Origin of the sequence: Komagataeibacter sp. FNDCR2 (assembly GCF_021295395.1) — a bacterium.
GTDB lineage: Bacteria > Pseudomonadota > Alphaproteobacteria > Acetobacterales > Acetobacteraceae > Komagataeibacter.
Genome location: NZ_JAIWOU010000001.1, coordinates 1299676 through 1322331 on the forward strand (window position 1 = coordinate 1299676; position 22656 = coordinate 1322331).

Below are 22656 nucleotides of genomic sequence, written 5' to 3' on the forward strand. Positions count from 1 at the left end.
TGTTGCCGCAATTCCGTCGCGGGGGAAAGAGGCAACTAGCCGGGCGTCACCATCGCGTCGACCGCCGCCGGGGCGTCCGTGGGGAAACGGATCAGGTAATAGGGCGGCACGCGCAGGTCATGGCCGCCATTGAACCCGGCAAGACGGTTCCATTGCCCCAGCGTGCAATAGACCATGTTCCCATCGACAAAGATTCCATCGGGCGAGAGAACGCGCGGGTCATGGACCATGGTGTCGAACGAGCCATCCGTGTTGCGGCGGAAAATGGCGTCGTGCTCGAAATTGGTGGTGTAGATGCGGCCCTTCGCATCGGTGGCCAGACCATCCGCCACGCCCTTTTCCCCCAGATCGCGGATATTGCGGGCAAGCTGGGCGTCGGTTGTGGAGAAATCGGCGACAAGTGCCGTGGGAATGGCGTAGAGCCGCCTGCTGGTCAGGGGGCTGTAATACAGCAGGCCGCTATCGGGCGAGAGGGTGATGCCATCCACCCCGCCCGATACGAAGGCGGGCGGATGCGCGGGGGGGGCGAACACCAGTGGCCGCCCCTCCACCACCGCCATGAATCCACGCTCGGCCTGGGTGGAGGGATGGGTGGCCAGTACACGACGCTGCCGGCCCGTCGCCACATCCACCACCACAAGGGCGGGTGACAGCCCGAAGGAGGAATCGGTCACGTAAACCGTGCCCTCCGCGCCATGGGTCAGGTCCACACGCAGGTCGTTCATGTGGCTGTCAGGCAGGAGGGTGGGCGCATGCAGGATGATGCGGGCGAAGACACGATCGGTCGCGGGGTCGATGCCGATAATCTTGGCGGCCCCCGGCGCCAGCGGCTGGCCCGCGAGCTTGCCGTCATCGATCATCCATAACCGCCCGCGTGCATCGGTGGTCATGCCATGCACCGACATGAGGCGCGTGGCCGGCGGGCGGTCAGATGGCAGGCTTTGGGCGGCATCGGGATAGGCGTGAAGCCGGCCATCCTTCAGTTCCGCCAGGGTCGCGCCCTTGTGATTGATCGCATGGCGGGGAAAGCCCACGAAAATACGTCCCTGCGTCACCGCGATGCCCGATGGGCCGGGACCGTCGAACCGGGCCACGATCTCGAACGGGCCGGACGATGCGATCCCGTGGTCGCGATTGGTGGCCTCCCGCGCGGGCTGGGCCGCATGGGCGCGGCCGCCCACGACCAGCGCGGGCGCTGCAAGCAGCAGGTCACGCCTGTGCATGGACATTCTCATCTCTCCCCTTGTGCTGCGGCCCCAATTCATGCCCGTCCCCACGGCAGGGGCAATCAGGCGATGGGCACGCATCCTTCACAATCAGTTCATGGGCAGTGAGAGGGGCGGATGCTCTGATGAAAGCGTGCGGCGGATTTTGTCCACGTCTTCCGCCGTTACGGCGGGCGCGTTGTTACCCCATGCCGCGCGGATGAAGGTTACGGTATCCGCCACCGCGCCATTATCCATGCGCGTGGCGAATCCGGGCATGACGAAGGCGGAAGGCGTCTGGCGTGTCGCCCGCAGGATATTTCCCGCCAGCACGATACGGATAAGCGAATCCGGCGTGGGATCCATGACCACCGGATTGCCCGCCAGCGGCGGGAAGGTGGTGGGATACCCGCGCCCGTCCGTCCGGTGGCAGGCGGCGCAACTGTCCACATACTGCCGCGCGCCACGGGCGGACACATCGCCCGCGCGCAGGGCCGCTGTGGCAGCGGGGTCGTACTGCCACCCTTGCGCCGCCGGGGTCTGGGGTGAAAGCGTTTTCAGGAAGCGGGCGATCGCCAGTTGGTCCATGGGCGTCAGGTGCTGGGTGCCATGGGCGATGGCGTCGGTCATGCCGCCGAAGGCCGCGCCAAGCGGCATGCGCCCGGTGGCCAGGAAGCGCACGATATCCTGCTCGTTCCACCGCCCCAGCCCGGTGCGGTTATCCCCACGCAGGCTGACGGGCCGCCAGCCATCAACCGGCGCGCCACCGGACAGGTACGGCGTCCCGTCCAGTGCCGTCAGCGCCTTTTCCTGCATGGTCACGGCGCGCGGGGTATGGCAGGCACCGCAATGTCCCGGCCCTTCGACCAGATAGCTGCCACGGGCCACGAGTGGGTCGGGGAACGTGCGCTCACGCATCTGGCGCTGTGCCTCGGCCGGGTCGGGCGCGTACAGCCTGCGCCACAGAACCAGCGGCCAGCGCATGGAAAACGGCCATGTCATGCCGGTCTGCGCCACGCGGTGGGCTACCGGCTTCACCCCCTGCATGAAATAGGCGTAAAGCGCATGCAGATCCTCATCCGTCATGCGCGCGTAGGATGGATAGGGCATGGCGGGATACAGCGTAGCGCCATCACGCCGGATGCCCTGCCGGACGGCGCGGGTGAACGCGGCCTCCGAATACTGTCCTATGCCGGTCTGGGCATCGGGGGTGATGTTGGGTGCGTACAGCGTGCCCATGGGCAGGTGAAACGCCACCCCCCCGGCAAAGGGCGCGCCACCCGGCGCGGTATGACAGGCCCCGCAATCCGCCACATGGGCCATATACGCGCCCCGCGCGAGCAGGCCGTCATCCGCCGCATACGCCGTGCCCGTGACCAGAAGCGCCAGCAGCAGGCCCGCGAGCCAGCCCCATTTTGTCCACCACATCCCCCTTACCCCGCCAGTGGGCCGGGATGGGCGAGATAGGTGGCGCGGATATGATGCGCGGCCCAGTAGGCCAGCGCCGCGACCATGCCGGTCGGGTTGTAGCCCGTTCCCTGCGGAAAGGCGTTCGCCCCGATCACGAACACATTATGCACATCCCATGACTGCATGTAACGGTTGAGCGCGCTGGTGCCCGGGTCTTCGCCCATGACCGCGCCGCCACCCAGATGGGTTGTCTGGTACTGCCGCGTATCGAACGGGCTGCCGAATTCACGCCGGACAAGGTTGACCTGGCGCGCATCCATGGCTTTCGCCACATCCCCGATCCGGTCCACGACATAGCGGTTCATGCGGATGTCGTTGTCTTTCCAGTCGAATGTCATGCGCAGCAGGGGCTGGCCGTAAGTATCCTTCCATGTCGGGTCGAGATCGAGGTACACATCCCGATAGGCCATGTTGGCCCCATGGGCATCGATGCGCAGGGAATGACGGTAGGTGTCGATCACCCCGGCCTTCCATGCGCTGCCCCAGCGCGGGGTGCCGGGTGGCCCACCGGCATGGGCGGCGGCTATGGCCTTGACCCCGGCCTGATTGACCCATACCGGCGAGCCCCCCACGAAGCCGAGCGGCCCGTGGTCGAAGTTCTCGCTGTTGAAATCATCAAACGCCACGCCGCCGCCGCCCGCGCCGACAAACTGGTTGGCCTCGACCGCGCGGTCGAGCCAGACCGTGCTGGTCGTCACGTTCTGGTAGACGAAATTACGCCCCACCACCCCTTCGTTACGGACGGGATCATACGGCCTGCCAATGCCGGACAGCAGCATGAGCCGCACGTTATGGAACTGGAACGCGGCCAGAATGACCATTTCCGCGGGCTGGGTGCATTCCCTGCCCGCGGCGTCGAGATAGGTCACGCCGGTTGCGCGCCGCCCATCGGCATCGAGTTCCACCTTCAGCACATGGCTGTCGGGGCGCAGTTCGAACAGGGGGTGCCGCCGCAGCACCGGCAGGATGTTCACATTGGGCGATGCCTTGGAATACATGTAACAGGCATACCCGCTGCAATAACCGCAGAAATTGCACGGCCCCATCTGCACGCCATACGGATTGACATATTGCTGCGAAGCATTGGCGGCTGGCAGGGAATAGGGGTGGAAGCCCACGGCCTGCGCCGCCTTGCGGAACAGGTGGGCGGTATAGACATCCTTCAGCGCGGGCAGCGGAAAATGGTCCGAGCGCGAGGGCGAAAAGACATTTCCCGCGCCCACGACCTGCCCATTGACCTTATAGGCCTCGCCCGATGTGCCGAATACCTTCTCCGCCTTGTCGAAAAAGGGTTCGAGTTCCTCGTACGTGACGCCGTAATCCTGAAGGTTCATCCCCTCCGGGATGAAGGCACGACCGTATTTCTCGATCACGCGCGAACGCAGGCGCAGGTCATCGGGCGGGATGCGGAAATGCACGCCGGACCAGTGCAGCCCCGCGCCGCCCACGCCCTCACCAGGCAGGAAGGCCGCCATACGCCGGTAAGGCAGGGCCGTCTGCTGGCTGTTATTGCGGATCGTGACCGTATTCTTGGACAGATCCTGAAACAGCCGGTAGCGGAAATTGCCCTCCAGTTCATCAAGGGAGGTGGGATAAGCGCCCTCCGCCGCCGTACTGCGGTCCGGCCCGCGCTCCAGCATGACAACCGAACGCCCGGCCTCCGTCATTTCCTTGGCCATGATGGACCCGGCCCAGCCGCCACCCACGATCACCACGTCAACCGGGCTGAGCCTGCGTGCGTCCCCGCTCATGCCCGCTCCCCCGAAATCGAGATGCTTCCCAGCGGGTAATGCGCGCCGTAACGGTCCACCCAGTCCATGAAATCCGCCCGCGCGCCGGGAAAGCCCAGCATTGTCCAGCCGCCAAGGCCCGTATTGCCGCCATGCATGGGGTCGCTAAAAGCGCCCTCCATCACATTGGCCAGCAACTGTTCGAAAAACACCGCCGAAGGCACGTCGTCAAACACCAGCCTGCCCTGCTCTGCCGCGTGTAGCAGGCCGTCCTGCACCGCGGGCTGCAGGGCCGCGAAGGGCCTGCCATGGCGGGTGGCGGCGTGGGCGTTCATGCCCGCTATGCCACGCTGGTACAGCTCACGCGGGGCATAGGGCAACTGGTAGCCCAGATTGGCCGCCCCCTGCACGAAGGGGCCAGCCCTGTACCAGCCTGCCCCGTGCCCGTAGGGGGTTTCCATCTGCATGTCGATAAAACGGGGCACATCCAGCGCCAGCGCACCGGGGCCATGAACATCCGCCGGGATCAGGCGGTCACAGGCCGCGATCAGGAAATCCCACTGCGGGGCATTGAAAAAACGTGGCGCATAGGGGGGCCGCATGGCGGCAGATGCACCAGAAGCGGGAACCGTGCCGCATGCCGCCACCCCCGCAAGCCCCTGCATGAAACGCCGCCGTGACGGCATGAGCCGTAAACTGCCAGTACCCAAAAAATGCCTTCCCGCCATGCCCTGCGTCTATGTGCCGAACCGTTTCCATTTATCCGTAGGCAACGGATTGATGCCGGGTCGATTCTTCCGATAATTTTATTAATAGCAAGAAAATATGGTGCGCGGGCAAGCGGGGAGCAATCCGGCGCGCCTTTGGTGGAGATGGCGGCACGGCTGTAGCGACAGTGCTGGCCAGGAACACATAATCAAATGGGAACCATTCATAAACTGGAAATTTTATATTATTGCAGCCGGATATACTTATATTATTCAATGAATAGAATAAATATTCGTCCACCTCTCCTTGACGTGCCACATTCACCGCAATATCCACACTGGCATGCGCATCGCCCTTTTTACATGCCGGAGCGTAGGGATCGCCTGCGTCGCATCCGTAACCGATGCGGCCATTGGCTATCCACAGGCGCTCGTGCGCCGGATCGGGCATCCGGTCATATGGATCGGTCGCCTGATCGACCGGCTCGATACGAACCTCAACCGCCCCGATCTGTCCCCCGCGCGCCGCAGGGCGAATGGCTTTGTCGCGGCGGGCCTGATCGTGGCGTTACCAACCCTGTCGGCCATGGTGCTGGAGCGACTTGTCAAGCGTATGCTGCCCCGGTGGCTTGCCCTGCCGGTTACGGCGCTGCTGGCCAGCACGCTGGTCGCGCAGCGTTCACTCCATGACCACGTACTGGCGGTGGCACGATCGGCGGAGGAAAGCCTGCCCGCCGCGCGCCATGCGGTCTCCCATATAGTAGGGCGCGATCCCGAACTGCTGGATGAAGCGGGAGTCCTGCGCGCGGCGACCGAGACGCTGGCGGAAAATTTCTCCGATGGCATCGTGGCCCCCCTGTTCTGGATGGCGGCGGGCGGACTGCCGGGCGCGGTATTTTATAAATCCGCCAATACGGCGGATAGCATGATCGGTCATCGCACGCCGAAGCATGAAGCCTTCGGTTATGCGGCCGCCAGGCTGGATGATCTGGTCAACCTGCCCGCTTCCCGCCTTTCCGCCCTGTGGATCATCCTTGCGGCAGCGACCATGCGCGGCATGGATGCGGGCGGGGCGCTGCGCATCCTGCGGCGGGACGCCACGACCCATCGTTCGCCCAATGCGGGATGGCCCGAAGCCGCGATGGCGGGCGCGCTGGGCATACGCCTGTCCGGCCCACGCGCCTATAACGGTGTAAATGTTGATGAACCATGGGTTGGTGATGGACCCGCCACGCTTCGCCCACAGGCGCTGTACCGTGCGCTGGCGCTGTACCGCCGCGCATGCCTGATCCAGACCCTGGCCGGGCTTGCCGGGCTGGGGCTGCTCGCACGCGGCTTACGACGGCATTAAGGGTGCTGTTTCAAAATAACCAAAAACGTCCTTATGATTTATGGCATGCCGAAGCAGTGCGGGGAAAAAGACGACCATTTATAGGATATTCATCTCTATGGATGGTGAATTATATTAGGGGTGTCCAGGTACGTGAGTGAGAAAAAATGGCCATAAAGCCAGATATTTCCTTAATAATATGTACTTTCAACCGCCCGGAGGGGCTAAGGCGTATTCTGGACTGTTGCATCCGGCAGATAAGCAACGGCGCATTATCGTGTGAAATCATTGTTTCGGATAACAGCCCGCCTGGTTATGCAAACTCCATTATAGATTCACTAGAAACCCACGACGTTTCCATTCACTGTGTACAATCTGCTTCGGGAAATATCTCGCTGGCAAGAAATAAGGGCATTTCCGCATCATCTTCAGATATTATAATTTTTCTGGATGATGACATGACCATCTGCGACAACTGGATTTCCATCATGCATGCGGCCCTGGAGGATCATGGGGCCGATTGCGCCCTTTCCTCCCTGCTTCCGATGTCCGAAAATAAATTACCTGTTCAGGGAATGAGCGCCGCTTTCTTTTCCCGTCTTCTTGCCATGCCGGATGGAACCTGTATCAGCCCCGGAAAGAAATCCGGCATGGCCTATGTCTCGGTCGCGACAAGCGGTACGATCTGGCGCCGCGAAACATGCTTTACGGATGCCCTGCCATTCGACCCCGAATTCGGGGCATCCGGTGGTGAGGACTGTGACCTGTTTTTACGGCTGGAAAACCGCCAGAGGAAAATCATCTGGTGTGGATCCGCCATTTCCTATGAATGGGTTCCGCCGGGCAGGATGACCTTCCGCTACCTGCTCATGCGGGCGTTTGGGGGTGGACAGATATTTGTGGGCGCATTGGTCAAAAATGCACGATATCCTTATCTTGCATCCTTGAAATGGATCGTTATTGGCCTGCTCCAGTTTATCGGCGGAGGTATTCTGTTAAGTGGTGCAGGTATATTAGCCTTACTGTTCCCCTCAAAATTCAGGAATATGTTTGTTTCGCTGGCCTTCAAGGAAGCAGCCGCCATGGGAAAAATAACGTGGTTCTACAAATTCCCGACCTATAAAGTAGAAAGCAAAATGGGGAAAAAATAGTCTCCTTGCTACAGCAATGATTTTCAGAGCAGCCGAACAGTAATCCGGGCACATTCCTGCCCCTGTTACAGTATCCAGCCGGACACCTCCCGCCCTGCGCAGGGTTTCGTCTCCCGGTTCCATGGGGTGAAACCGAAGCTGGGAAGCAGCCTGAAACCATGTAATAAGCAGGCGCCCGGAGCGCCTTATGCGGCCCGCACCGGGCGCGCCATGGCCAGCAGGCCGTTGATGTCGAGATGGGCTTCCATATGATCGGCCAGCGCATCCAGTGCGGTATCGACCGTCCTGTCATGGTCATGCCCGCTGGAACGCCCCCCCAGCCGCGCCAGCAGCGTCGTGCGTGCCGCGCCATCGGCCAGCAGGCCATGGACATAGCTGCCCCATACCCGGCCCGACGGGCTGACCGCGCCATCATACCCGCCCCCCAGATCAATCAGCGGGCGGTTGGTATGGTCGGGGCCGGTGGTACGGCCGATATGCATTTCATAGCCGCGTACTGGCGCGCGTTCAGGCAGCAGATAGCCGCTTACATCCTCAAGGCGCTTGCTGCCTTCCAGCACGGTCGTGACATCCAGCAGCCCCAGGCCGTCCACCGCGCCGGGTGGCCCCTCGATCCCGGCGGGGTCGGCAATGCCGCGGCCCAGCATCTGGTAGCCGCCGCATATGCCCATTACATACCCGCCACGGCGCACATGGGCATGGATGTCGATATCCCAGCCTTCGCGCCGCAGAACCGCCAGATCGGCAATCGTGGCCTTGGCGCCGGGCAGGATAACCAGATCGCATTGCGGCAGCACGCGCCCGCGTGGCACCATGGTCAGGGAGACCTCCGCCTCCGCCGCCAGCGGGTCCAGATCATCGAAATTGGCGATCATGGGCAGGCAGGGCACGGCTATACGCACGGTGTGTTTTCCTGACCCGCCCTTTGTCGCGCCGGGGGTGAGATCGGCGGCGTCCTCGGCGGGGAGATCGCGCACGCGGTCCAGAAAGGGCAGCAGCCCCACGGAACGCCAGCCCGTCATGCGCGCGATTTCGGTCATGCCCGTGGCGAACAGGGCCGGATCCCCGCGCATACGATTGACGATAAAGCCCTTTATGCGTCGCGCGTCCTGCGCCGCCACCACATGCGCGGTGCCCACGAGGCTCGCGATCACCCCGCCACGGTCGATATCTCCCACCAGCACGACATCGATATCCGCCGCCTGCGCGAAGCCCATATTGGCGATATCATCCGCACGCAGATTGATCTCGGAGGCGGAACCGGCCCCTTCCACCAGCACGATATCGGCCTGTGACGCGAGTTCATGGAAACTCGCCAGCACTTCGGGCATCAGGCCCCGCTTGAAGCTCTGGAAATCACGTGCGCGTACATGCCCGCGCATCTGGCCGCGTACCACCAGTTGCGATCCCGTCATGCCCTGCGGCTTGAGCAGGACCGGGTTCATGTCCACCGACAGCGGCACCCCGCAGGCCCGTGCCTGCAGGGCCTGCGCACGGCCGATTTCACCGCCATCGGCTGTCACGGCGGCGTTGTTGGACATGTTCTGCGGCTTGAAGGGGCGCACCCGCAGGCCCCGGCGGGTCAACGCGCGGGCAAGCCCCGCGACCAGCACGGACTTGCCCACGCTGGAGCCCGTGCCCTGGAACATGAGGGCTTTCGCCACCATCAGAACTCGATCCCGGCCTGCGCCTTCACCCCGTTGCGGAAATGATGGGCCACCTGCGTCATTTCCGTGACCAGATCGGCGGCCTCGATCATGGCGGGGCGCGCGTTGCGGCCCGTCACCACCACGTGCTGCATGGGGGGGCGGGCGGCGATATCGGCCAGTACCTCCACCATGGGCAGGTAATCATAGCGCAGGGCGATATTGAGTTCGTCCAGTATCACCATCGCCACATCCGTCCGCCCAAGCGCGTTGCGCGCCTGTTCCCACGCGATGCGGCAGTTGGCCATGTCCCGCGTGCGGTCCTGCGTGTTCCATGTAAACCCCTCGCCCAGGGCATGCCATTCCACCTGGTCGCCAAAACGCTCAAGCGCCTTGCGCTCGCCCGTATTCCACGCCCCCTTGATGAACTGGATCACCACGATCCGACCGCCATGGGCCAGCGTGCGCAGCGCCATGCCAAAGGCGGCGGTGGATTTTCCCTTGCCCGCGCCGGTATGGACCGCCAGCAGCCCTTTCTCGATGGATTTGCCGCTGACCTCCCGGTCCTGCACTTCCTTGCGCTTTGCCATTTTCTCGCGGTGGCGGATTTCTTCGGGGGTAAGGGTCATTTCAACTCCATCGGCAGGCCAGCCACCACAAAAACAACACGCGCCACCTCATGCGCAACAGCCTGATGCAGCAGGCCCGCCTCATCCCGGAACCGGCGCGCAAGCGCATTGTCCGGCACGATCCCCTGCCCCACCTCGCTCGAGACCAGGACCGTTGGTCCCGACCTGCGCGCCAGTGCCGCAAGCAGGCCCCGTGTCGCCTGCGCGATGTCATGCCCGCCCAGCATGAGGTTGGTCAGCCACAGGGTCAGGCAGTCCACCAGCACCGGGCCGGGACCGGCGATGTCAAGCACCCCGGCCACATCCAGCGGGGCCTCGAACGTACGCCACCCATCACCACGCCGGGTCTGGTGCGCCGCCACGCGCCCCGCCATTTCCGCGTCATGGGGCTGGCAGGTGGCGATATAGTTCCACGGGGTCGGCCAACGGGTGAACAGCCCCTCGGCAAAGCGGCTTTTGCCCGATCGCGCGCCACCCAGAACGAGCGTGCACGCCTTCATGCCGGTCAGCGCATCGCGCGGGGGGGGCGCTTTCATTTTATTCTCCACCATCTTGCATCGGGGCGCATAAGACCACACAACACCGTGTATGCCATCCCGTCTTTCCTTTCCATGCAACATGCACGCCCTGCGCGCGTTGTGTCACGACCTGCCGCCACCCGACATGGCGGCAGACACCGCCATTGCCCACCATGACAGCCAGTTGACCAAACCCCCCGGCAGCCTTGGGCAGCTCGAAGCCCTGGCCCGATGGGCGGGACGGTGGCAGCATACCGACCACCCGCGCGCCGAGCGGGTGGATATCATCGTCTTCGCAGGCAATCACGGCGTAACCGCGCAGGGTGTGACACCATGGCCGACCGATGTCACGCGCCAGATGGTCATGAATTTTCGCAATGGCGGGGCCGCCATCAACCAGATCGCCCGCGTGGCCGGCGCCCGTCTGCGCGTGGCCGAAGTGATGGATCTGCGCCCCACGGCCGATTTCACGCAGGAACCGGCCATGGATGAAGCCACCTTCCTCCATGCCGTCACGACCGGCATGCGGGCCGTGCGGCCCGGAACCGACCTGCTCTGCCTTGGCGAAATGGGCATTGGCAATACCACCCCCGCCGCCGCCATGGCCGCGGCCCTGTTTGGCGGGGGTGGCGCGAAATGGGCGGGGCGCGGCACGGGACTGGATGATGCGGGCGTGCGCCACAAGGCGGAGGTCATCGACCGCGCGCTGGCCCGCCACGCGACGGCCCTTACGGATCCGCTGGCCATTGCCCGCCATGTGGGGGGGCATGAACTGGCGGCCATAATGGGCGCGGCCATTGCCGCGCGGTATCTGGACATTCCGGTGCTGGTGGATGGCTATATCTGCACGGCGGCGCTGGCGCCGCTGCACCTGCTGCACCCGACGGGGCTGGCCCATACCTGGCTGGCCCATTGTTCGGCGGAAGGGGGGCATGCCCATCTGGCCCGTGAACTGGGCATGCAGCCCCTGCTGGATCTGGGGCTGCGGCTGGGCGAGGGTTCCGGCGCGGGACTGGCCATTCCGTTGGTGCGCGCGGCCATTGGCTGCCTGTGTGGCATGGCGACCTTCGCCCAGGCCGAGGTGAGTGCCCGGGAATGAGCGCGCCCGCCCGCCTGCGCGCCGACCTGGTCTGTGGCATCGGCCTGCTGACCCGCCTGCCCACGGGGTGGCTGGCGCGCGCCGGGCTGCCCTATTCCATGGCGCGCAGCATATGGTGCTGGCCGCTGGTTGGCGCGGGGCTGGGGGCCGCCGCCGCATGGCTTTATGCCAGCCTGCTGTGGCTGGGTATCCGCCCGCTTCCCGCGGCGGGATGGAGCGTGGCCATGCTGCTGCTGCTGTGCGGCGGGCTGCATGAGGACGGCCTGGCCGACATGGCCGATGGCTGTGGCGGGGGCGTGGAGCGCGCGCGCAAGCTTGAGATCATGCGCGACAGCCGGGTTGGCAGTTATGGGGTGATGGCGCTGGTCGTGGCCCTGCTGGTGCGGATTACGGCGGTGGCGTCCATGCCGGGGCCTGCCGCCATGCTGGCCCTGCCGGTGGCGGGCGCGCTGGCGCGCGCCAGCATGGTCGCGCTGCTATGGCGCCTGCCGCCCGCGCGCGGCGATGGGCTGGCCAGCACCATGCCCACCCTGCCCCGCGCCGCACTGGTGGCCTGCCTGTGCCTTGCGGCCAGCGTGACGGCGCTGCTGCTGCACGGCCCGCGCATGCTTGCCGCCGGGGCGGTGGCGGTCATGGCGACGCTCGTCATGTGCGCGTTGGCGCGATGGCAGATCGGTGGCCAGACCGGAGATGTTCTTGGTGCAACGGCAGTCGTGACGGAATGTGCGGTTCTGACAGCCCTGTGCTGAACACGCCATCTTCCTGTTCCACGACCCGGACCGACCCCATGGGCGGCGAGGGGGCGAGCAGGCTGCCAGGCATGCCATGGATCATGCCCTGCATGAGACGCAGCGGCCCCCCATGGGTTATGACCGCGCAGGATTGCCCGCACCGCTGCATGTCCGCCCAGAAACACCCCACCCGCGCCCGCAGGTCGAGACCGCTTTCCCCCCCCGGCGGGGTGAAGCCGCTGACATCGGCCGCCCAGGCATCGAGCGCGGTACGGGGGATATGCGCCCACGGGCGTCCCTCCCATTCCCCGAAGCTGATTTCACGCAGACGTGAATCGATCCTCAGATCCACATCCATGAATTGCGCCACGCGCTCCGCTACCATCTGGCAACGGCGGGCGGGGGATGAGAACAGGACCCGGCACCCCACGCCCTGCATGACGGTGCGCAGGCCATCGGCCATACGTTCCCAGCCATGGGCCAGGGTCACGTCGCGCTGGCCGTAACACAGGCCCTCCACGCCGGTGACGGCGGGATGGCGTGCCAGCACGATTGCAAAACGCTCAGTCATCCGCACCTGCCTTCCAACATGACCCGATGAACATCCGCGAAGTTCATGAACATCACCATAAGATGGATATGGGGGCAGCTACCCGGCAGGAACATGCCGCCTTTCGCCGCCCGACCGTTACACCACACCGGAACGGAGCATACAGGACCAGATAAAGCGTGTTTACAAAAAGAGATGCATTCTGCATATCGGCGCCTGCACCTCATATCTCTCGGTTTTCCGAAACCCCGGGTCTGCACCAGCCAACTCCCAGACCGGAAGGATAAAGATTACCATGCGCGTATGGGCCACTGCCTGTCTGCTCATGTGCCTGTCGGCCAGCGCGAACGCCGCGGGCCTGTTTGGCGCCACCCATCCCACGCTGGCCTGCGGGGATGACGCGGTCCTGCGCGCCCTGTCCGCGCCCGCCCCTGCCGGCATGCAGACGCCCACGGCCCGCGCTACGCTGATCCGGCAGGGCAACTGCCATACGGTCACGCCCGACACGCGGTGGGAAAAGATTGCCAACCGCAACGGCCTGCCGCTCATGCGCCGGGTACCCCCCGAACCGGGGCTGCCGCCGCTCTATTTCATGACCGGGGAGATCGCCCCCCTGCCCGCCGCACCGGCCGGTCCAACCCTGCCCGCCAGCGCGCGTGACGCGGGCCGCGCCCCCTTGCCGGACACCGAAGCCCCCTCCCCCGATGCCACCGCGCATGGAGAAGAAACCCGGGCCATCACGCCGCCGGTCATTGTGCAACCGGTGGAGACGCCGCTGTCGAGCGACATATTTTTCAAGACATGGGGGTTCCAGAAGCTGGGGTCGCTGATCCTGACCCTCATGCTGGCTGGCGCTGGGGCATGGGTGCTTGTGGTGATCGTGCGGGCCTGCCGCCGCATGATCCAGCGACGCCGGGCGGCGAAGATATGCCTGGAGCAGGTGGACCGCCACCGCCCCATGCTGGCGCGCTGGCACGCCCAGGCGCAAGGCATGACTGCCCGGACCGCGTGGGACGCACAGATGGCCCATTTTGCGCGCATGACCCTTGTGCCCGCGCTGGACCGGCACGGCCTGGCCCTGCTGTGGCCCGCCATCCGCAAAGGCGTTGAGGCCCATATGACCACGCAGGCCGCGCGCGGCGCGCGAAAGCCGCCCGCCACCCCCGTCACGCCCGAATTCTACCATCCGGACATGAATCAGGCCCAATACGCGGCCTTCTGTTCACAATGGATCGAAAAAGCCGGCTGGGAAACGCACCCTCCCCTCGCCACGGGTCTGGGCTCGGTCATTCATTGCAGGCGGAACGGGCTGAAAATGCTGGCGCATTGCTGGATTGACCGCAAACCCGTGGCCGATGACGTGATCTTGCAGGGAATCAGGGAAAAGACCGACAGCCGCGACAGTATCGGCATCATCATTTCCAACGCGCCCTATACGCAGGACGCCCTGCTGCTGGGCAGGAAGCACCATATTTTCCTGCTGCATCATGAGGACGTATTCCAGTTCGCCTCCGGCATAGAGGTGCCGGACGTGGCGTAAGGCGGCGCTACGGGCTAGTCGCGCGCCTGCTGGGCCGCCAGTGCGTTGAAGCACAGCGCCACCCCCCGCGCCTGGGGGGGGCTGGCATCGAAAAAGCGCGTGTCATCCTGCCGTTTCTGGCCGGTGATACGCAGGCTGCAGTAATCGAACACCGCACGGCTGTCGCGCAGGCGCGTGCAGTCAAGCAGGTGGGCAAAGCTGACATAGCCGGTATGGTCATGCCGGGCGGTCACATAGGCCGCGCACTGCCTGAGCAGCGGCGGCGGCACCTGGCGCGCCATGATGGTGGCGTAGGCGGTTTCCTCCTGCCGGGTGCAGGCCGCCATGCGCGCCGGGTCATGGGCCGTGGCGCAGTACTGCGCCATCGCGCCGTGCAGGTAGCCGCCTTCCGTCGCGCTATGGGCCCATAGCGTATCGGTCGCGCGGCGATAATGGAACACAGCCGCGCTGCGGGTGGGGGAAATGGCGCTGAACGGCACGGGACGCGAACCGCAATACAGGGTCATCTGATAGCTGTCGGGCTGATCGGGCAGGGTGCTGAAGTCCAGATACAGCGGATTGAGCGGCGGTGGGCACAGACGCCGCCCCGAGGGCATGATCGGGTTCTGTCCGTAATCCACCTTATAGACAAGATGGCCGCCGCCATTGCCCTGTTCCAGCATGACGTCAAGCAGTTCGCCATTGGTCAGGTCGATTCCATTTTCCGACAGGCGCAGCTCACCCGTTCCATCGGTCGTCTGCGGGTCTTCGGGCAACAGGACGAAATATTGCGGGGCATCGCGCGCCAGTTCGCTGGCGTCAAAACGTTCGTTATCGGCATGGGCGGAAGCGATGGCCAGGACGAGGGCCACCAGCACGGTCACGACCATGGCCGGCCAGCCGCGCACGTATGCGCCAGCCCCGATGAAGCGGTCCCCGGAGCCATGGGGAGCGCAGCGGAGAGCATGCCTATCCGCTCGCCCGGGGCGGGAGTGTGGAAACGGACTGTCGGGCGTATCGGCTTCAGACATGCGGGGGCGGCTCTTCATACGATTAAACAGGGAGCATTAACTGATTAATTTCTGATATTCATGGCTAATATTGAGGCAAAATACCTTATTTAAGGCAGATATGCTTGCCAGTCGCCATGCTGTCTGACACTGTTCGCGGCAGAACAACCGCCTGATGCTGCATGATTTTTATTTCCGTCCCTTTCCCGTCACATGCCTGGGGCTACAGGGTGCCGATTTTTCCACATCCCCGGCAGAACCGCCCACGTTTCCACCCGGCGATGCCCGGCCTGTGTACAGCACCTGCCCCAACCGCGACAATGCCCGCATCCGCCAGCGCGCAAGGGGGACGAACCCGGCCCCGCGGGTGGCGCCCCCTTCCCACCCCATCTGCGACCATCATGGCGGAGACCCCAGCATGAGCATACCGGACCCCGTGGCCGAAGACAGCACGCCCCTGCTGCCCGAACATGATGAGGGCTACCACAAGGGGCTGGGCAGCCGCCAGATCCAGATGATCGCCATTGGCGGCGCGATCGGGACCGGGCTTTTCCTTGGCGCGGGCTCGCGGTTGCAGATGGCCGGGCCCTCCCTTGCGCTGGTCTATCTGGTATGCGGCGCGTTCTCGTTCCTGATCATGCGCGCCCTGGGCGAACTGGTGATGTACCGCCCCACCTGCGGCAGCTTCGTATCCTATGCGCGCGAATTCCTGGGGGAAAAGGCGGCCTTCGTGGCCGGATGGCTGTCGTTCCTGAACTGGGCCATGACCGGCATTGTCGATATTACCGCCGTGGCGCTGTACATGCATTTCTGGGGCACGTTCGCCAGTGTGCCGCAATGGGCGTTCGCCCTTATGGCGCTGTGCATCGTCACCGCGCTGAACATGGTGGGGGTAAAATGGTTCGGGGAGATCGAATTCTGGTTTTCCCTCATCAAGATCGTGGCGCTGTGCCTGTTCCTGGTTGTGGGCAGCGTCATACTGGGCGTGCGCGTGCCGGTGGCGGGGCACCAGACCGGGCTGCATCTCATTGCCGATAACGGCGGCATTTTCCCGCACGGGCTGCTGCCCTGCCTGCTGCTGGTGCAGGGGGTGGTGTTCGCCTATTCCGGCATAGAACTGATCGGCACGGCGGCGGGGGAATGCGCCGATGTGCGTACCGTGCTACCCCGCAGCATCAACAGCGTCATCTGGCGTATCGGGCTGTTTTACGTGCTGTCGGTCGTGCTGCTGGTCAACCTGCTGCCATGGACGGCCTATCACGCGGGGACCAGCCCGTTCGTCACGTTCTTTCAGGCCCTTGGCGTGCCGGGGGTCGATACGGTCATGAATATCGTGGTGCTGACGGCGGCGCTGTCCAGCCTCAATTCGGGGCTGTATTCCACCGGCCGCGTCCTGCGCGCCATGGCGCTGGGGGGGGCCGCGCCGGAGCGGCTGGCGCGGCTGAACTCCAGTTCGGTCCCCGCCAACGGCATCCTGCTTACGGTCGCGGTCTATCTTGTCGGGGTCATGCTGAACTATGTCGTGCCCTCGCAGGTTTTCGAGATCGTGCTCAACATGGCGGCACTGGGCATTATCAGCACATGGGCCTTTATCCTGCTCAGCCAGATCAGGCTGCGCCGGGCCGTGCGCGGCGGGCGCATCCCCTCCGCCGGGTTTGAAATGCCGGGCGCGCCCTTTACCTCGTGGCTGACGCTGGGCTTCCTGGGCTGCGTGATCGTACTGATGGCGCTGGACTACCCCAATGGCACGGCCACCGTGGCCAGTGCGCCCGCGGTGGGGATACTGTTGATGCTGGGCTGGAAATACATGAACCGTGACCGGCGTCCCGCGCCGCCCCGTATTCCCGTGTCATAACACGGCTGCGCGATCAGGGCGGCGGGGTCTTGATGTCCTGATCCGCCATGGGGCATATCACCGTGTCACATCCCGCCCCCGATACGCGGGCCCCGTGCCGCACAGCCAGGCGTGACGCGGGACATCCACCAGGAAATGGCCGTCCACCATGCTTGCCCTACGGCGCGCCCACGCGATCACGCGCGCGGGCCGCGCATCTTTTGTCAATGCCCCTTCGGCCCCCAGCAGGACGATCACGCGAACACTGCCCTGCCTTGTTATGTCCGGTCTCCTCACGCTTGCCTGCATGGCGACCGGCCGGGCGGAAAACACCGGCAATGGCAGGATGGGCGGATCACAGGGACCGCATGAAAATTTCGACCAGTGGTACACCGGCTCCCTGATCTCACCCTCCGGCGCGCTGACCGAAAAGGGGACCTTCGCGTGGGAGCCATATTTCTACTACAGCCAGCCGTTCGGCTATCTGGACCAGGCGGGCCGGAGCCAGCCGCTGGGGGACAGGGCGCACAGTGTGTCGAGCCTGACGCTGTACAAATATTCAATCACCGATTCGATCAGCCTGCAGATGACACCCACCATATCCTATGGCTGGCGCAGGGGGCATGGCACGACCAGCGGCCTGAAGATGGGCGACCTGCCGGTGGATGTGATGTGGCGCTATCTCGACGCCGACCCCGAACGCCATATCCCCGCCCTCAGCCTGTTCGCGGGGGTTGCGTTCCCGACAGGGGATTACAGCAGGCTGGGCCGTGATGAAGATGGCGTGGGCACGGGCGCCTATACCTTCCGCGTGGCGATGACGGAGCAGTCCACCTACATCCTGCCCGGCCACCACGCCCTGCGGCTGCGCATGTGGGGCACGTTCCGCCGCGCGCTGACGCAGGCCCGTATTGCCGATACCAGCAGTTATGGCACCTCGGCCGGGTTTCGCGGGCTGGCGCATCCGGGCATGTATGGAGAGAGCGGCTTTTCGCTGGAATACGGCATCAGCCAGAAATGGGTCATCGCCATGGATCTGGCCCGTGACTGGGCCAATGGCGCCGTCGTGCGGGGTTATACCGCGCAGGGCAAATACCAGCACATGGTGGGAGACGCATCGGGGGACTGGGTGATCGCGCCTGCCGTCGAATATAACTGGTCGCCCCGCTTTGGTGTGATCGTGGGGGTGACGGCCATGTTCGCGGGGCATGATACCGGGCGGGTCATTTCCCCACAGGTGGCTTTCAACAGCATGTTCTGAGAACGTGCTCAGGGCATGTCGAACAGTGCCTGAATGGCGTTGCCATCCAGTCCGGCCATCAGGGCCAGCGCAAGCAGAATGCGCGCCTGTTTCGGGCGCATGTGGCCCGCCGCCAGAATACCGCGCTGGCACAGCTCACGCCGCCGGACCACACCGCCGCTATAGCCGCTACTGGCCTGCACGACCACCACGCCACCAGCCACCGCCGCGTCAAACGCCGCATTTTCCGCGGGCGTGCACATGCCCGGCAACATACCCGCCGAGACAAGGCCACGCGCGCCCGCCCCCACGAATGCCCGCACCGCCGCCCCATCCGCCCCCGCGTGGCTGTAGCAGATATCCACGCGCGGAATATCAGCGTCCGCACGGTACTCCAGTGTTCCGACATGCCTGCGGTAACCCGTGCCGCGCCCGAAGAAGACCCGGTTCGCCTCAACCATGCCAAGGGGGCCGAAATCGGGGGAGCGGAAGGTTTCAAGCTGGTAGGTCGCGGCCTTGGTCACTTCCTGGGCCGCATGGATTTCGTTATTGGCCACCACCAGAACGCCCCGCCCCACGGACCGGGGGGCCGAGGCCACCAGCAGGGCCGCATACAGGTTGGCTGGCCCATCCGCGCTGATCGCACTCGCGGGTCGCTGCGCGCCGACAATCACGACGGGACAGGGCACATCCAGCACAAGGTCAAGAAAACACGCCGCCTCCTCCAGTGAGGAGGTACCATGCGTGATGACAATGCCCGCCAGATCCGGCTGTGCGGCGACCGTCGCGCGGACAAGGTCGGCCAGGGCAAACCAGCGTGGCAGGGTCATCTCCACACTGTCGCAACTTGAAAACGCGATGCCCCGCACCGCAAAACGCGCGCGCGCATCCGCCGGCAGCGCGGCCAGCAGGTCGCTCCCGCCAAGGCTGGTGCCAATTTCGGCATAATTGACCGTATCGCGCGGGTCCGTGGCCTGCCGGGCGATGGTGCCGCCGGTTGCGATAACGGCTATGGCGGGTCGATGCATGGCTGTATCCATATCGTTCAGGGTTACGGCCCGTCAGGCCGCCTACTGGTACAGGCCGGGTTCCGGCGCCCAGCCCGTCAGCAGGTGGCGGCCGACTTCCGCGTTTTTCCAGTCCACGGGATCATGCACGGACAGCGTGCGGGCATCGCGCCAGTAGCGGTCCAGCCCATTGGCCGCATCCGTGCCCCGCGCGCCAGCCGCCGCCGGGGCATCGGTCGTGGCGCGAAGCGCCGCGCGCGTGGCAACCGAACGCGCGGCACTTGCCGCCATCGCCACCGCGTTACGCGGCACGTCGCCCTGTTCATGGCCATCCAGCATCCGCCCCGCCTGCATGACGCTGCAATAGGCGGCGAACAGATCCGTCCCGATCTCCCCCAACTGGCGGCGGATATAGGGGTCCTCATCGGCGCGCGCAACGCCGGCGGCTCCCCACGGACGGGCGTGCTCAGGCACGAACGCGCAGACCGCCCGCAGCACCGCAATGCCGATGCCGGTCAGGATCGCGCTAAATCCGGCCTGAAACCGCAGGCTGACATGCAGGGGCAAAACGGCATCGGGGGACAGGGCGTTCCATCGGTCATCCACCCTGACATGTTCCAGCGTCACGGTGCCGGAATCCGTCGCGCGCTGGCCCATCCGGTTCCAGTCGTGGTGAAAGACAAGGCCCGGCGTATCGCGGGGGACCAGATCCATGCGTACGCCGTCGCGCAGGTTGCCAGTCTGTTGCGCCCGCACCGGGTCGAAGGAGGAAATGGCGACCAGATCCGCCCCCGATGCGCCGGTTGCATAGATTTTGCGGCCCGAGACAAGGTATCCGCCCGCCGGTCCGGGCCGCGCCAGCGTCTGCAGGAAACTGTCCGCCGTGCGTCCGTTCTCGGCAACCGCCATGCCCAGAATAACATGCCCATCCACAATACGCCGCGCCAGCGGACCGCGCAGGGCGGGCGGTGAATAGACGAATATTTCACGCACCAGATCGTCATGCACCTTGTAGATCTGGGCCACGGCCGGATCGGCCACGGCCATGCGCAGCATGAGTTCGAGCGAGAGTTCCTGGCTTATCCCCATCCCGCCCCACGCGCATGGCAGGGCGAGGGCGAGAACCCCGGTCCGCTTCAGCGCGGCGATGGCCTGATGCGGGTAGCCACCGGCGCGGTCGCGCTGCGCCGCCGTGGGGGCGATTTCGGTATCCAGCACATGCTGCACCCGTTGCAGGACGTCGCCCGCCCGCCCCGCCACCCGCCGGGCGGGGAACAGGTCACGTAACAGGGGGGGCAGGTCGTGCCCTTCAGCCGGTGCGCTGGTCATGCGCCACGATAGAAAGGATGGGACAGCGCATCAAGCGCCCTGCCCCACCCGCCTATCCGCCAGCCTGCCTGCGGGCGGCGGCGCGGATATCGCTCAGTGTCAGCAGCCACATCATGAACCCGCCCATGGCAAGGCAGGCCCCCACCCAGCCCACGGATTCCCAGCCCAGGCCAAAGCTGATCGCCATGCCCCCCAGCCAGGGGCCGATCGCGTTGGCCATGTTGAACGCGCTCTGGTTCAGGGCCGCGGCAAGGGCCTGCGCATCCACCGCCACGCTGAGCAGCCGGGACTGGATGACGGTGCCAAGCCCCCCGCCACAGCCGATCATGAACACGATGGGCATCATGCCCCATACGGAATGCACCGAGCCGGGAAAACCGGCCAGCGCCGCCGCATTGACCAGCAGCGTGCCGCCGATGGTGGGCATCATCTTGCGGTCGGCCGCCCAGGCGCAGGCCATGGTGCCCACGGTCATGCCCACGCCGAACACCGCCAGCATGACAGGCGTCATGTAGGCCGGCGCCCGCGTCACTTCCTGCAAGATGGAGGCAAGGTAGGTATAGACGCAGAAAATACCCCCGAAACCGACAACGCCGATCCCCAGCGTCAGCCAGACCTGCCGGTTGCGCAGCGCGCGTATTTCCGTCATGGCGCTTGCATGGGGGCGCGGCGGATCGGTGGGGACGAACCATGCGATCAGCACCATGGTGCACAAGGCCAGCCCCGCGATCAGCACGAACGCCCAGCGCCACCCCACGACAAGGCCCAGCCCGTTCGCCATCGGCACCCCGCCGATCGTGGCGACGGTCAGCCCCAGCACGACCCGCGCCACCGCCTGCGTGCGCCGTTTTTCGGACACCAGCGAGGACGCGACGATACCCGCCGTGCCGAAATAGGCGCCATGCGGCAGCCCGCTTATGAAACGGCACAGCAGAAGGCATACGTAATTGGGAGCCAGCGCGGTCAGGCCATTGCCCAGCACATAGAGCAGCATCATCCCGATCAGCAGGTATTTGCGGCTCTGCCTCGCCCCCAGCATGGCAATCAGCGGCGCGCCCACGCACACGCCCGCGGCATAGGCCTCAATGGCGTGACCCGCCTGCGGCACGCTGACATGCATACCCACCGAAATCATGGGCACAAGGCTCATGGCCGCGAATTCGGCCGTGCCGATGGCAAAGGCCCCCAGCGCCAGGATAAAGAAAATCAGGCCGGTATGAACGGAATGGGGAACAGGCGCGGCCGCCCCTTTCCGATGGTGGGTCTTTCTATCTGTCATGCGCATGCTCTGGACAAAAATAAAAAAGGCGCACCTGTGTACGCCGTTACATTTTTGGCCGATACACCCATGCTGGCCCGCCTACAAGACTGTCAGGCTCATAGAGTCCACCGTATCGTGAATATATGCCCCCAAGTGCCGGAAAATGTTTCTTCCCGTGCCTGTTTCACGTTTTATCGAACTGACTGTTCATTCGTTACGGAGGGGATCCGCATGCCCTGCCGGATCCGGAACACCGGGCATAAAAAAAGACGCTGCCGCGCCTGTTGCTTCCGATTGTCCTGCCGCTGCCCGCCGGCCATTCCCACATGGCGTGGGAAGTCCGGCTGCACGGGTGTCAGGACAGACCCCGTGGCTCAGGCGGCGCGATCTGACATGATCGTGGCGATCATCAGGGCGGCGATCATGGGCAGGAAGGCAACCATGGTCAGCGAGGACATGGTGTTCACGGAGTGGGCGATCATGGTGCTGATGTTTTCGATAGACATGTTTCTGTTTCCTGGGTGTTGATTTGGTAAGCGGACACAACACCAGAACAAAAATACTATCAATAAAAATCCTCGGCCACGGGTCTATACTTCCCTGTTGATTGCAATTTGCCAACGAAACGGGTGACGATTAAATAATCAGTGCTCGGGCATAGCGTTCCATCATCTTTATACAATACGATGG

Annotated in this window: 20 protein-coding genes; 7 read left to right on the forward strand and 13 right to left on the reverse strand. The window is 64.5% G+C overall.

Annotated elements, in window-relative coordinates; all coding sequences use genetic code 11:
* Nucleotides 1–35: 35 nt before the first annotated feature.
* The 4 genes from LDL28_RS06195 to LDL28_RS06210 form a co-directional block, all read right to left on the reverse strand.
* Nucleotides 36–1235 (reverse strand): major royal jelly family protein, encoded by a 1200-nt coding sequence (locus LDL28_RS06195; RefSeq protein ID WP_233057736.1) that lies wholly within the window; start codon nucleotides 1233–1235, stop codon nucleotides 36–38.
* Between the two features lie 81 nt (nucleotides 1236–1316).
* Nucleotides 1317–2633: a cytochrome c gene (locus tag LDL28_RS06200; protein ID WP_233057737.1), complete on the reverse strand. Its 1317-nt coding sequence runs from the start codon at nucleotides 2631–2633 to the stop codon at nucleotides 1317–1319.
* Nucleotides 2634–2638: 5 nt separating this feature from the next.
* On the reverse strand, nucleotides 2639–4426 hold the full coding sequence (locus LDL28_RS06205) for a GMC family oxidoreductase (RefSeq protein WP_233057739.1): 1788 nt from the start codon (nucleotides 4424–4426) through the stop codon (nucleotides 2639–2641).
* Nucleotides 4423–5070, reverse strand: coding sequence for a gluconate 2-dehydrogenase subunit 3 family protein (locus tag LDL28_RS06210; protein ID WP_233057740.1), 648 nt, complete (start codon nucleotides 5068–5070; stop codon nucleotides 4423–4425). Before LDL28_RS06210 ends, LDL28_RS06205 begins: the two co-directional genes overlap by 4 nt.
* A 385-nt stretch (nucleotides 5071–5455) precedes the next feature.
* On the opposite strand from LDL28_RS06210, the gene cbiB reads away from it, so the two are divergent.
* Nucleotides 5456–6463, forward strand: a complete 1008-nt coding sequence (gene cbiB / locus LDL28_RS06215; RefSeq protein WP_233057742.1) for an adenosylcobinamide-phosphate synthase CbiB — start codon at nucleotides 5456–5458, stop codon at nucleotides 6461–6463.
* 146 nt (nucleotides 6464–6609) lie between these two features.
* The gene (locus LDL28_RS06220; protein ID WP_233057743.1) at nucleotides 6610–7593 is read left to right on the forward strand and encodes a glycosyltransferase; all 984 of its coding nucleotides are present in this window, start codon (nucleotides 6610–6612) and stop codon (nucleotides 7591–7593) included.
* Nucleotides 7594–7778: 185 nt separating this feature from the next.
* On the opposite strand, the gene LDL28_RS06225 is transcribed toward LDL28_RS06220, so the two are convergent.
* From LDL28_RS06225 to cobU, 3 genes are read right to left on the reverse strand one after another with little or no spacing between them, the layout of a single operon-like run.
* Entirely contained in the window at nucleotides 7779–9260 is a 1482-nt protein-coding gene (locus tag LDL28_RS06225; RefSeq protein WP_233057745.1) for a cobyric acid synthase, read from the reverse strand.
* Nucleotides 9260–9868, reverse strand: a complete 609-nt coding sequence (cobO, locus tag LDL28_RS06230) for a cob(I)yrinic acid a,c-diamide adenosyltransferase (RefSeq protein ID WP_233057747.1) — start codon at nucleotides 9866–9868, stop codon at nucleotides 9260–9262. The genes LDL28_RS06225 and cobO overlap by 1 nt, the downstream gene beginning before the upstream one ends.
* The gene (gene cobU, locus LDL28_RS06235) at nucleotides 9865–10404 is read right to left on the reverse strand and encodes a bifunctional adenosylcobinamide kinase/adenosylcobinamide-phosphate guanylyltransferase (protein ID WP_233057748.1); all 540 of its coding nucleotides are present in this window, start codon (nucleotides 10402–10404) and stop codon (nucleotides 9865–9867) included. The genes cobO and cobU overlap by 4 nt, the downstream gene beginning before the upstream one ends.
* A 52-nt stretch (nucleotides 10405–10456) precedes the next feature.
* Between cobU and cobT the strand changes: the two genes are divergently transcribed.
* Together cobT and cobS are read left to right on the forward strand one after the other, a co-directional pair.
* On the forward strand, nucleotides 10457–11485 hold the full coding sequence (cobT, locus tag LDL28_RS06240) for a nicotinate-nucleotide--dimethylbenzimidazole phosphoribosyltransferase (RefSeq protein ID WP_233057750.1): 1029 nt from the start codon (nucleotides 10457–10459) through the stop codon (nucleotides 11483–11485).
* Nucleotides 11482–12234 carry an adenosylcobinamide-GDP ribazoletransferase gene (cobS, locus tag LDL28_RS06245; protein WP_233057752.1) on the forward strand — a complete coding sequence of 251 codons (753 nt, stop codon included), beginning with the start codon at nucleotides 11482–11484 and terminating at the stop codon, nucleotides 12232–12234. The genes cobT and cobS overlap by 4 nt, the downstream gene beginning before the upstream one ends.
* Here the strand turns inward: cobS and LDL28_RS06250 are convergent.
* Nucleotides 12131–12787 (reverse strand): histidine phosphatase family protein, encoded by a 657-nt coding sequence (locus LDL28_RS06250; protein WP_233057754.1) that lies wholly within the window; start codon nucleotides 12785–12787, stop codon nucleotides 12131–12133. The genes cobS and LDL28_RS06250 overlap by 104 nt on opposite strands.
* 274 nt (nucleotides 12788–13061) lie before the next feature.
* On the opposite strand from LDL28_RS06250, the gene LDL28_RS06255 reads away from it, so the two are divergent.
* A complete protein-coding gene (locus LDL28_RS06255; RefSeq protein WP_233057756.1) occupies nucleotides 13062–14306 on the forward strand; it encodes a restriction endonuclease in 1245 nt (414 codons plus the stop codon).
* Nucleotides 14307–14320: 14 nt separating this feature from the next.
* Here the strand turns inward: LDL28_RS06255 and LDL28_RS06260 are convergent, their stop codons facing one another.
* The gene (locus LDL28_RS06260; RefSeq protein WP_370636251.1) at nucleotides 14321–15193 is read right to left on the reverse strand and encodes a hypothetical protein; all 873 of its coding nucleotides are present in this window, start codon (nucleotides 15191–15193) and stop codon (nucleotides 14321–14323) included.
* A 520-nt stretch (nucleotides 15194–15713) separates the two neighbouring features.
* On the opposite strand from LDL28_RS06260, the gene LDL28_RS06265 reads away from it, so the two are divergent.
* Nucleotides 15714–17150, forward strand: coding sequence for an amino acid permease (locus tag LDL28_RS06265; protein WP_233059213.1), 1437 nt, complete (start codon nucleotides 15714–15716; stop codon nucleotides 17148–17150).
* Nucleotides 17151–17409: 259 nt separating this feature from the next.
* Nucleotides 17410–18390 carry a hypothetical protein gene (locus tag LDL28_RS06270; RefSeq protein ID WP_233059214.1) on the forward strand — a complete coding sequence of 327 codons (981 nt, stop codon included), beginning with the start codon at nucleotides 17410–17412 and terminating at the stop codon, nucleotides 18388–18390.
* 8 nt (nucleotides 18391–18398) lie between these two features.
* Here LDL28_RS06270 and LDL28_RS06275 read toward each other — a convergent pair whose 3' ends face one another.
* From LDL28_RS06275 to LDL28_RS15595, 4 genes are all read right to left on the reverse strand, one after another.
* Nucleotides 18399–19397, reverse strand: a complete 999-nt coding sequence (locus LDL28_RS06275; RefSeq protein ID WP_233057758.1) for an asparaginase — start codon at nucleotides 19395–19397, stop codon at nucleotides 18399–18401.
* Between the two features lie 42 nt (nucleotides 19398–19439).
* Nucleotides 19440–20705: an acyl-CoA dehydrogenase family protein gene (locus tag LDL28_RS06280; protein ID WP_233057760.1), complete on the reverse strand. Its 1266-nt coding sequence runs from the start codon at nucleotides 20703–20705 to the stop codon at nucleotides 19440–19442.
* A gap of 52 nt (nucleotides 20706–20757) precedes the next feature.
* Complete coding sequence (locus tag LDL28_RS06285; RefSeq protein ID WP_233057762.1) at nucleotides 20758–21984, reverse strand: MFS transporter; 1227 nt, start codon at nucleotides 21982–21984, stop codon at nucleotides 20758–20760.
* A 356-nt stretch (nucleotides 21985–22340) separates the two neighbouring features.
* Nucleotides 22341–22472 (reverse strand): hypothetical protein, encoded by a 132-nt coding sequence (locus LDL28_RS15595; RefSeq protein WP_255663100.1) that lies wholly within the window; start codon nucleotides 22470–22472, stop codon nucleotides 22341–22343.
* Between the last annotated feature and the right edge of the window lie 184 nt (nucleotides 22473–22656).

Excerpts from the sequence above, each read along its gene's own strand:
- LDL28_RS06265 (WP_233059213.1), top strand. The coding sequence starts at position 15,714 with ATGAGCATACCGGACCCCGTGGCCGAAGACAGCACGCCCCTGCTGCCC.
- cobU (WP_233057748.1), bottom strand. The coding sequence starts at position 10,404 with ATGAAAGCGCCCCCCCCGCGCGATGCGCTGACCGGCATGAAGGCGTGC.
- cobO (WP_233057747.1), bottom strand. The coding sequence starts at position 9,868 with ATGACCCTTACCCCCGAAGAAATCCGCCACCGCGAGAAAATGGCAAAG.
- LDL28_RS06285 (WP_233057762.1), bottom strand. The coding sequence starts at position 21,984 with ATGACAGATAGAAAGACCCACCATCGGAAAGGGGCGGCCGCGCCTGTT.
- LDL28_RS15595 (WP_255663100.1), bottom strand. The coding sequence starts at position 22,472 with ATGTCTATCGAAAACATCAGCACCATGATCGCCCACTCCGTGAACACC.
- LDL28_RS06210 (WP_233057740.1), bottom strand. The coding sequence starts at position 5,070 with ATGCAGGGGCTTGCGGGGGTGGCGGCATGCGGCACGGTTCCCGCTTCT.
- LDL28_RS06255 (WP_233057756.1), top strand. The coding sequence starts at position 13,062 with ATGCGCGTATGGGCCACTGCCTGTCTGCTCATGTGCCTGTCGGCCAGC.
- LDL28_RS06250 (WP_233057754.1), bottom strand. The coding sequence starts at position 12,787 with ATGACTGAGCGTTTTGCAATCGTGCTGGCACGCCATCCCGCCGTCACC.
- LDL28_RS06200 (WP_233057737.1), bottom strand. The coding sequence starts at position 2,633 with ATGTGGTGGACAAAATGGGGCTGGCTCGCGGGCCTGCTGCTGGCGCTT.
- LDL28_RS06205 (WP_233057739.1), bottom strand. The coding sequence starts at position 4,426 with ATGAGCGGGGACGCACGCAGGCTCAGCCCGGTTGACGTGGTGATCGTG.
- LDL28_RS06280 (WP_233057760.1), bottom strand. The coding sequence starts at position 20,705 with ATGACCAGCGCACCGGCTGAAGGGCACGACCTGCCCCCCCTGTTACGT.
- LDL28_RS06225 (WP_233057745.1), bottom strand. The coding sequence starts at position 9,260 with ATGGTGGCGAAAGCCCTCATGTTCCAGGGCACGGGCTCCAGCGTGGGC.
- cobT (WP_233057750.1), top strand. The coding sequence starts at position 10,457 with ATGCCATCCCGTCTTTCCTTTCCATGCAACATGCACGCCCTGCGCGCG.
- LDL28_RS06270 (WP_233059214.1), top strand. The coding sequence starts at position 17,410 with ATGTCCGGTCTCCTCACGCTTGCCTGCATGGCGACCGGCCGGGCGGAA.
- LDL28_RS06275 (WP_233057758.1), bottom strand. The coding sequence starts at position 19,397 with ATGCATCGACCCGCCATAGCCGTTATCGCAACCGGCGGCACCATCGCC.
- LDL28_RS06195 (WP_233057736.1), bottom strand. The coding sequence starts at position 1,235 with ATGAGAATGTCCATGCACAGGCGTGACCTGCTGCTTGCAGCGCCCGCG.
- cbiB (WP_233057742.1), top strand. The coding sequence starts at position 5,456 with ATGCGCATCGCCCTTTTTACATGCCGGAGCGTAGGGATCGCCTGCGTC.
- cobS (WP_233057752.1), top strand. The coding sequence starts at position 11,482 with ATGAGCGCGCCCGCCCGCCTGCGCGCCGACCTGGTCTGTGGCATCGGC.
- LDL28_RS06220 (WP_233057743.1), top strand. The coding sequence starts at position 6,610 with ATGGCCATAAAGCCAGATATTTCCTTAATAATATGTACTTTCAACCGC.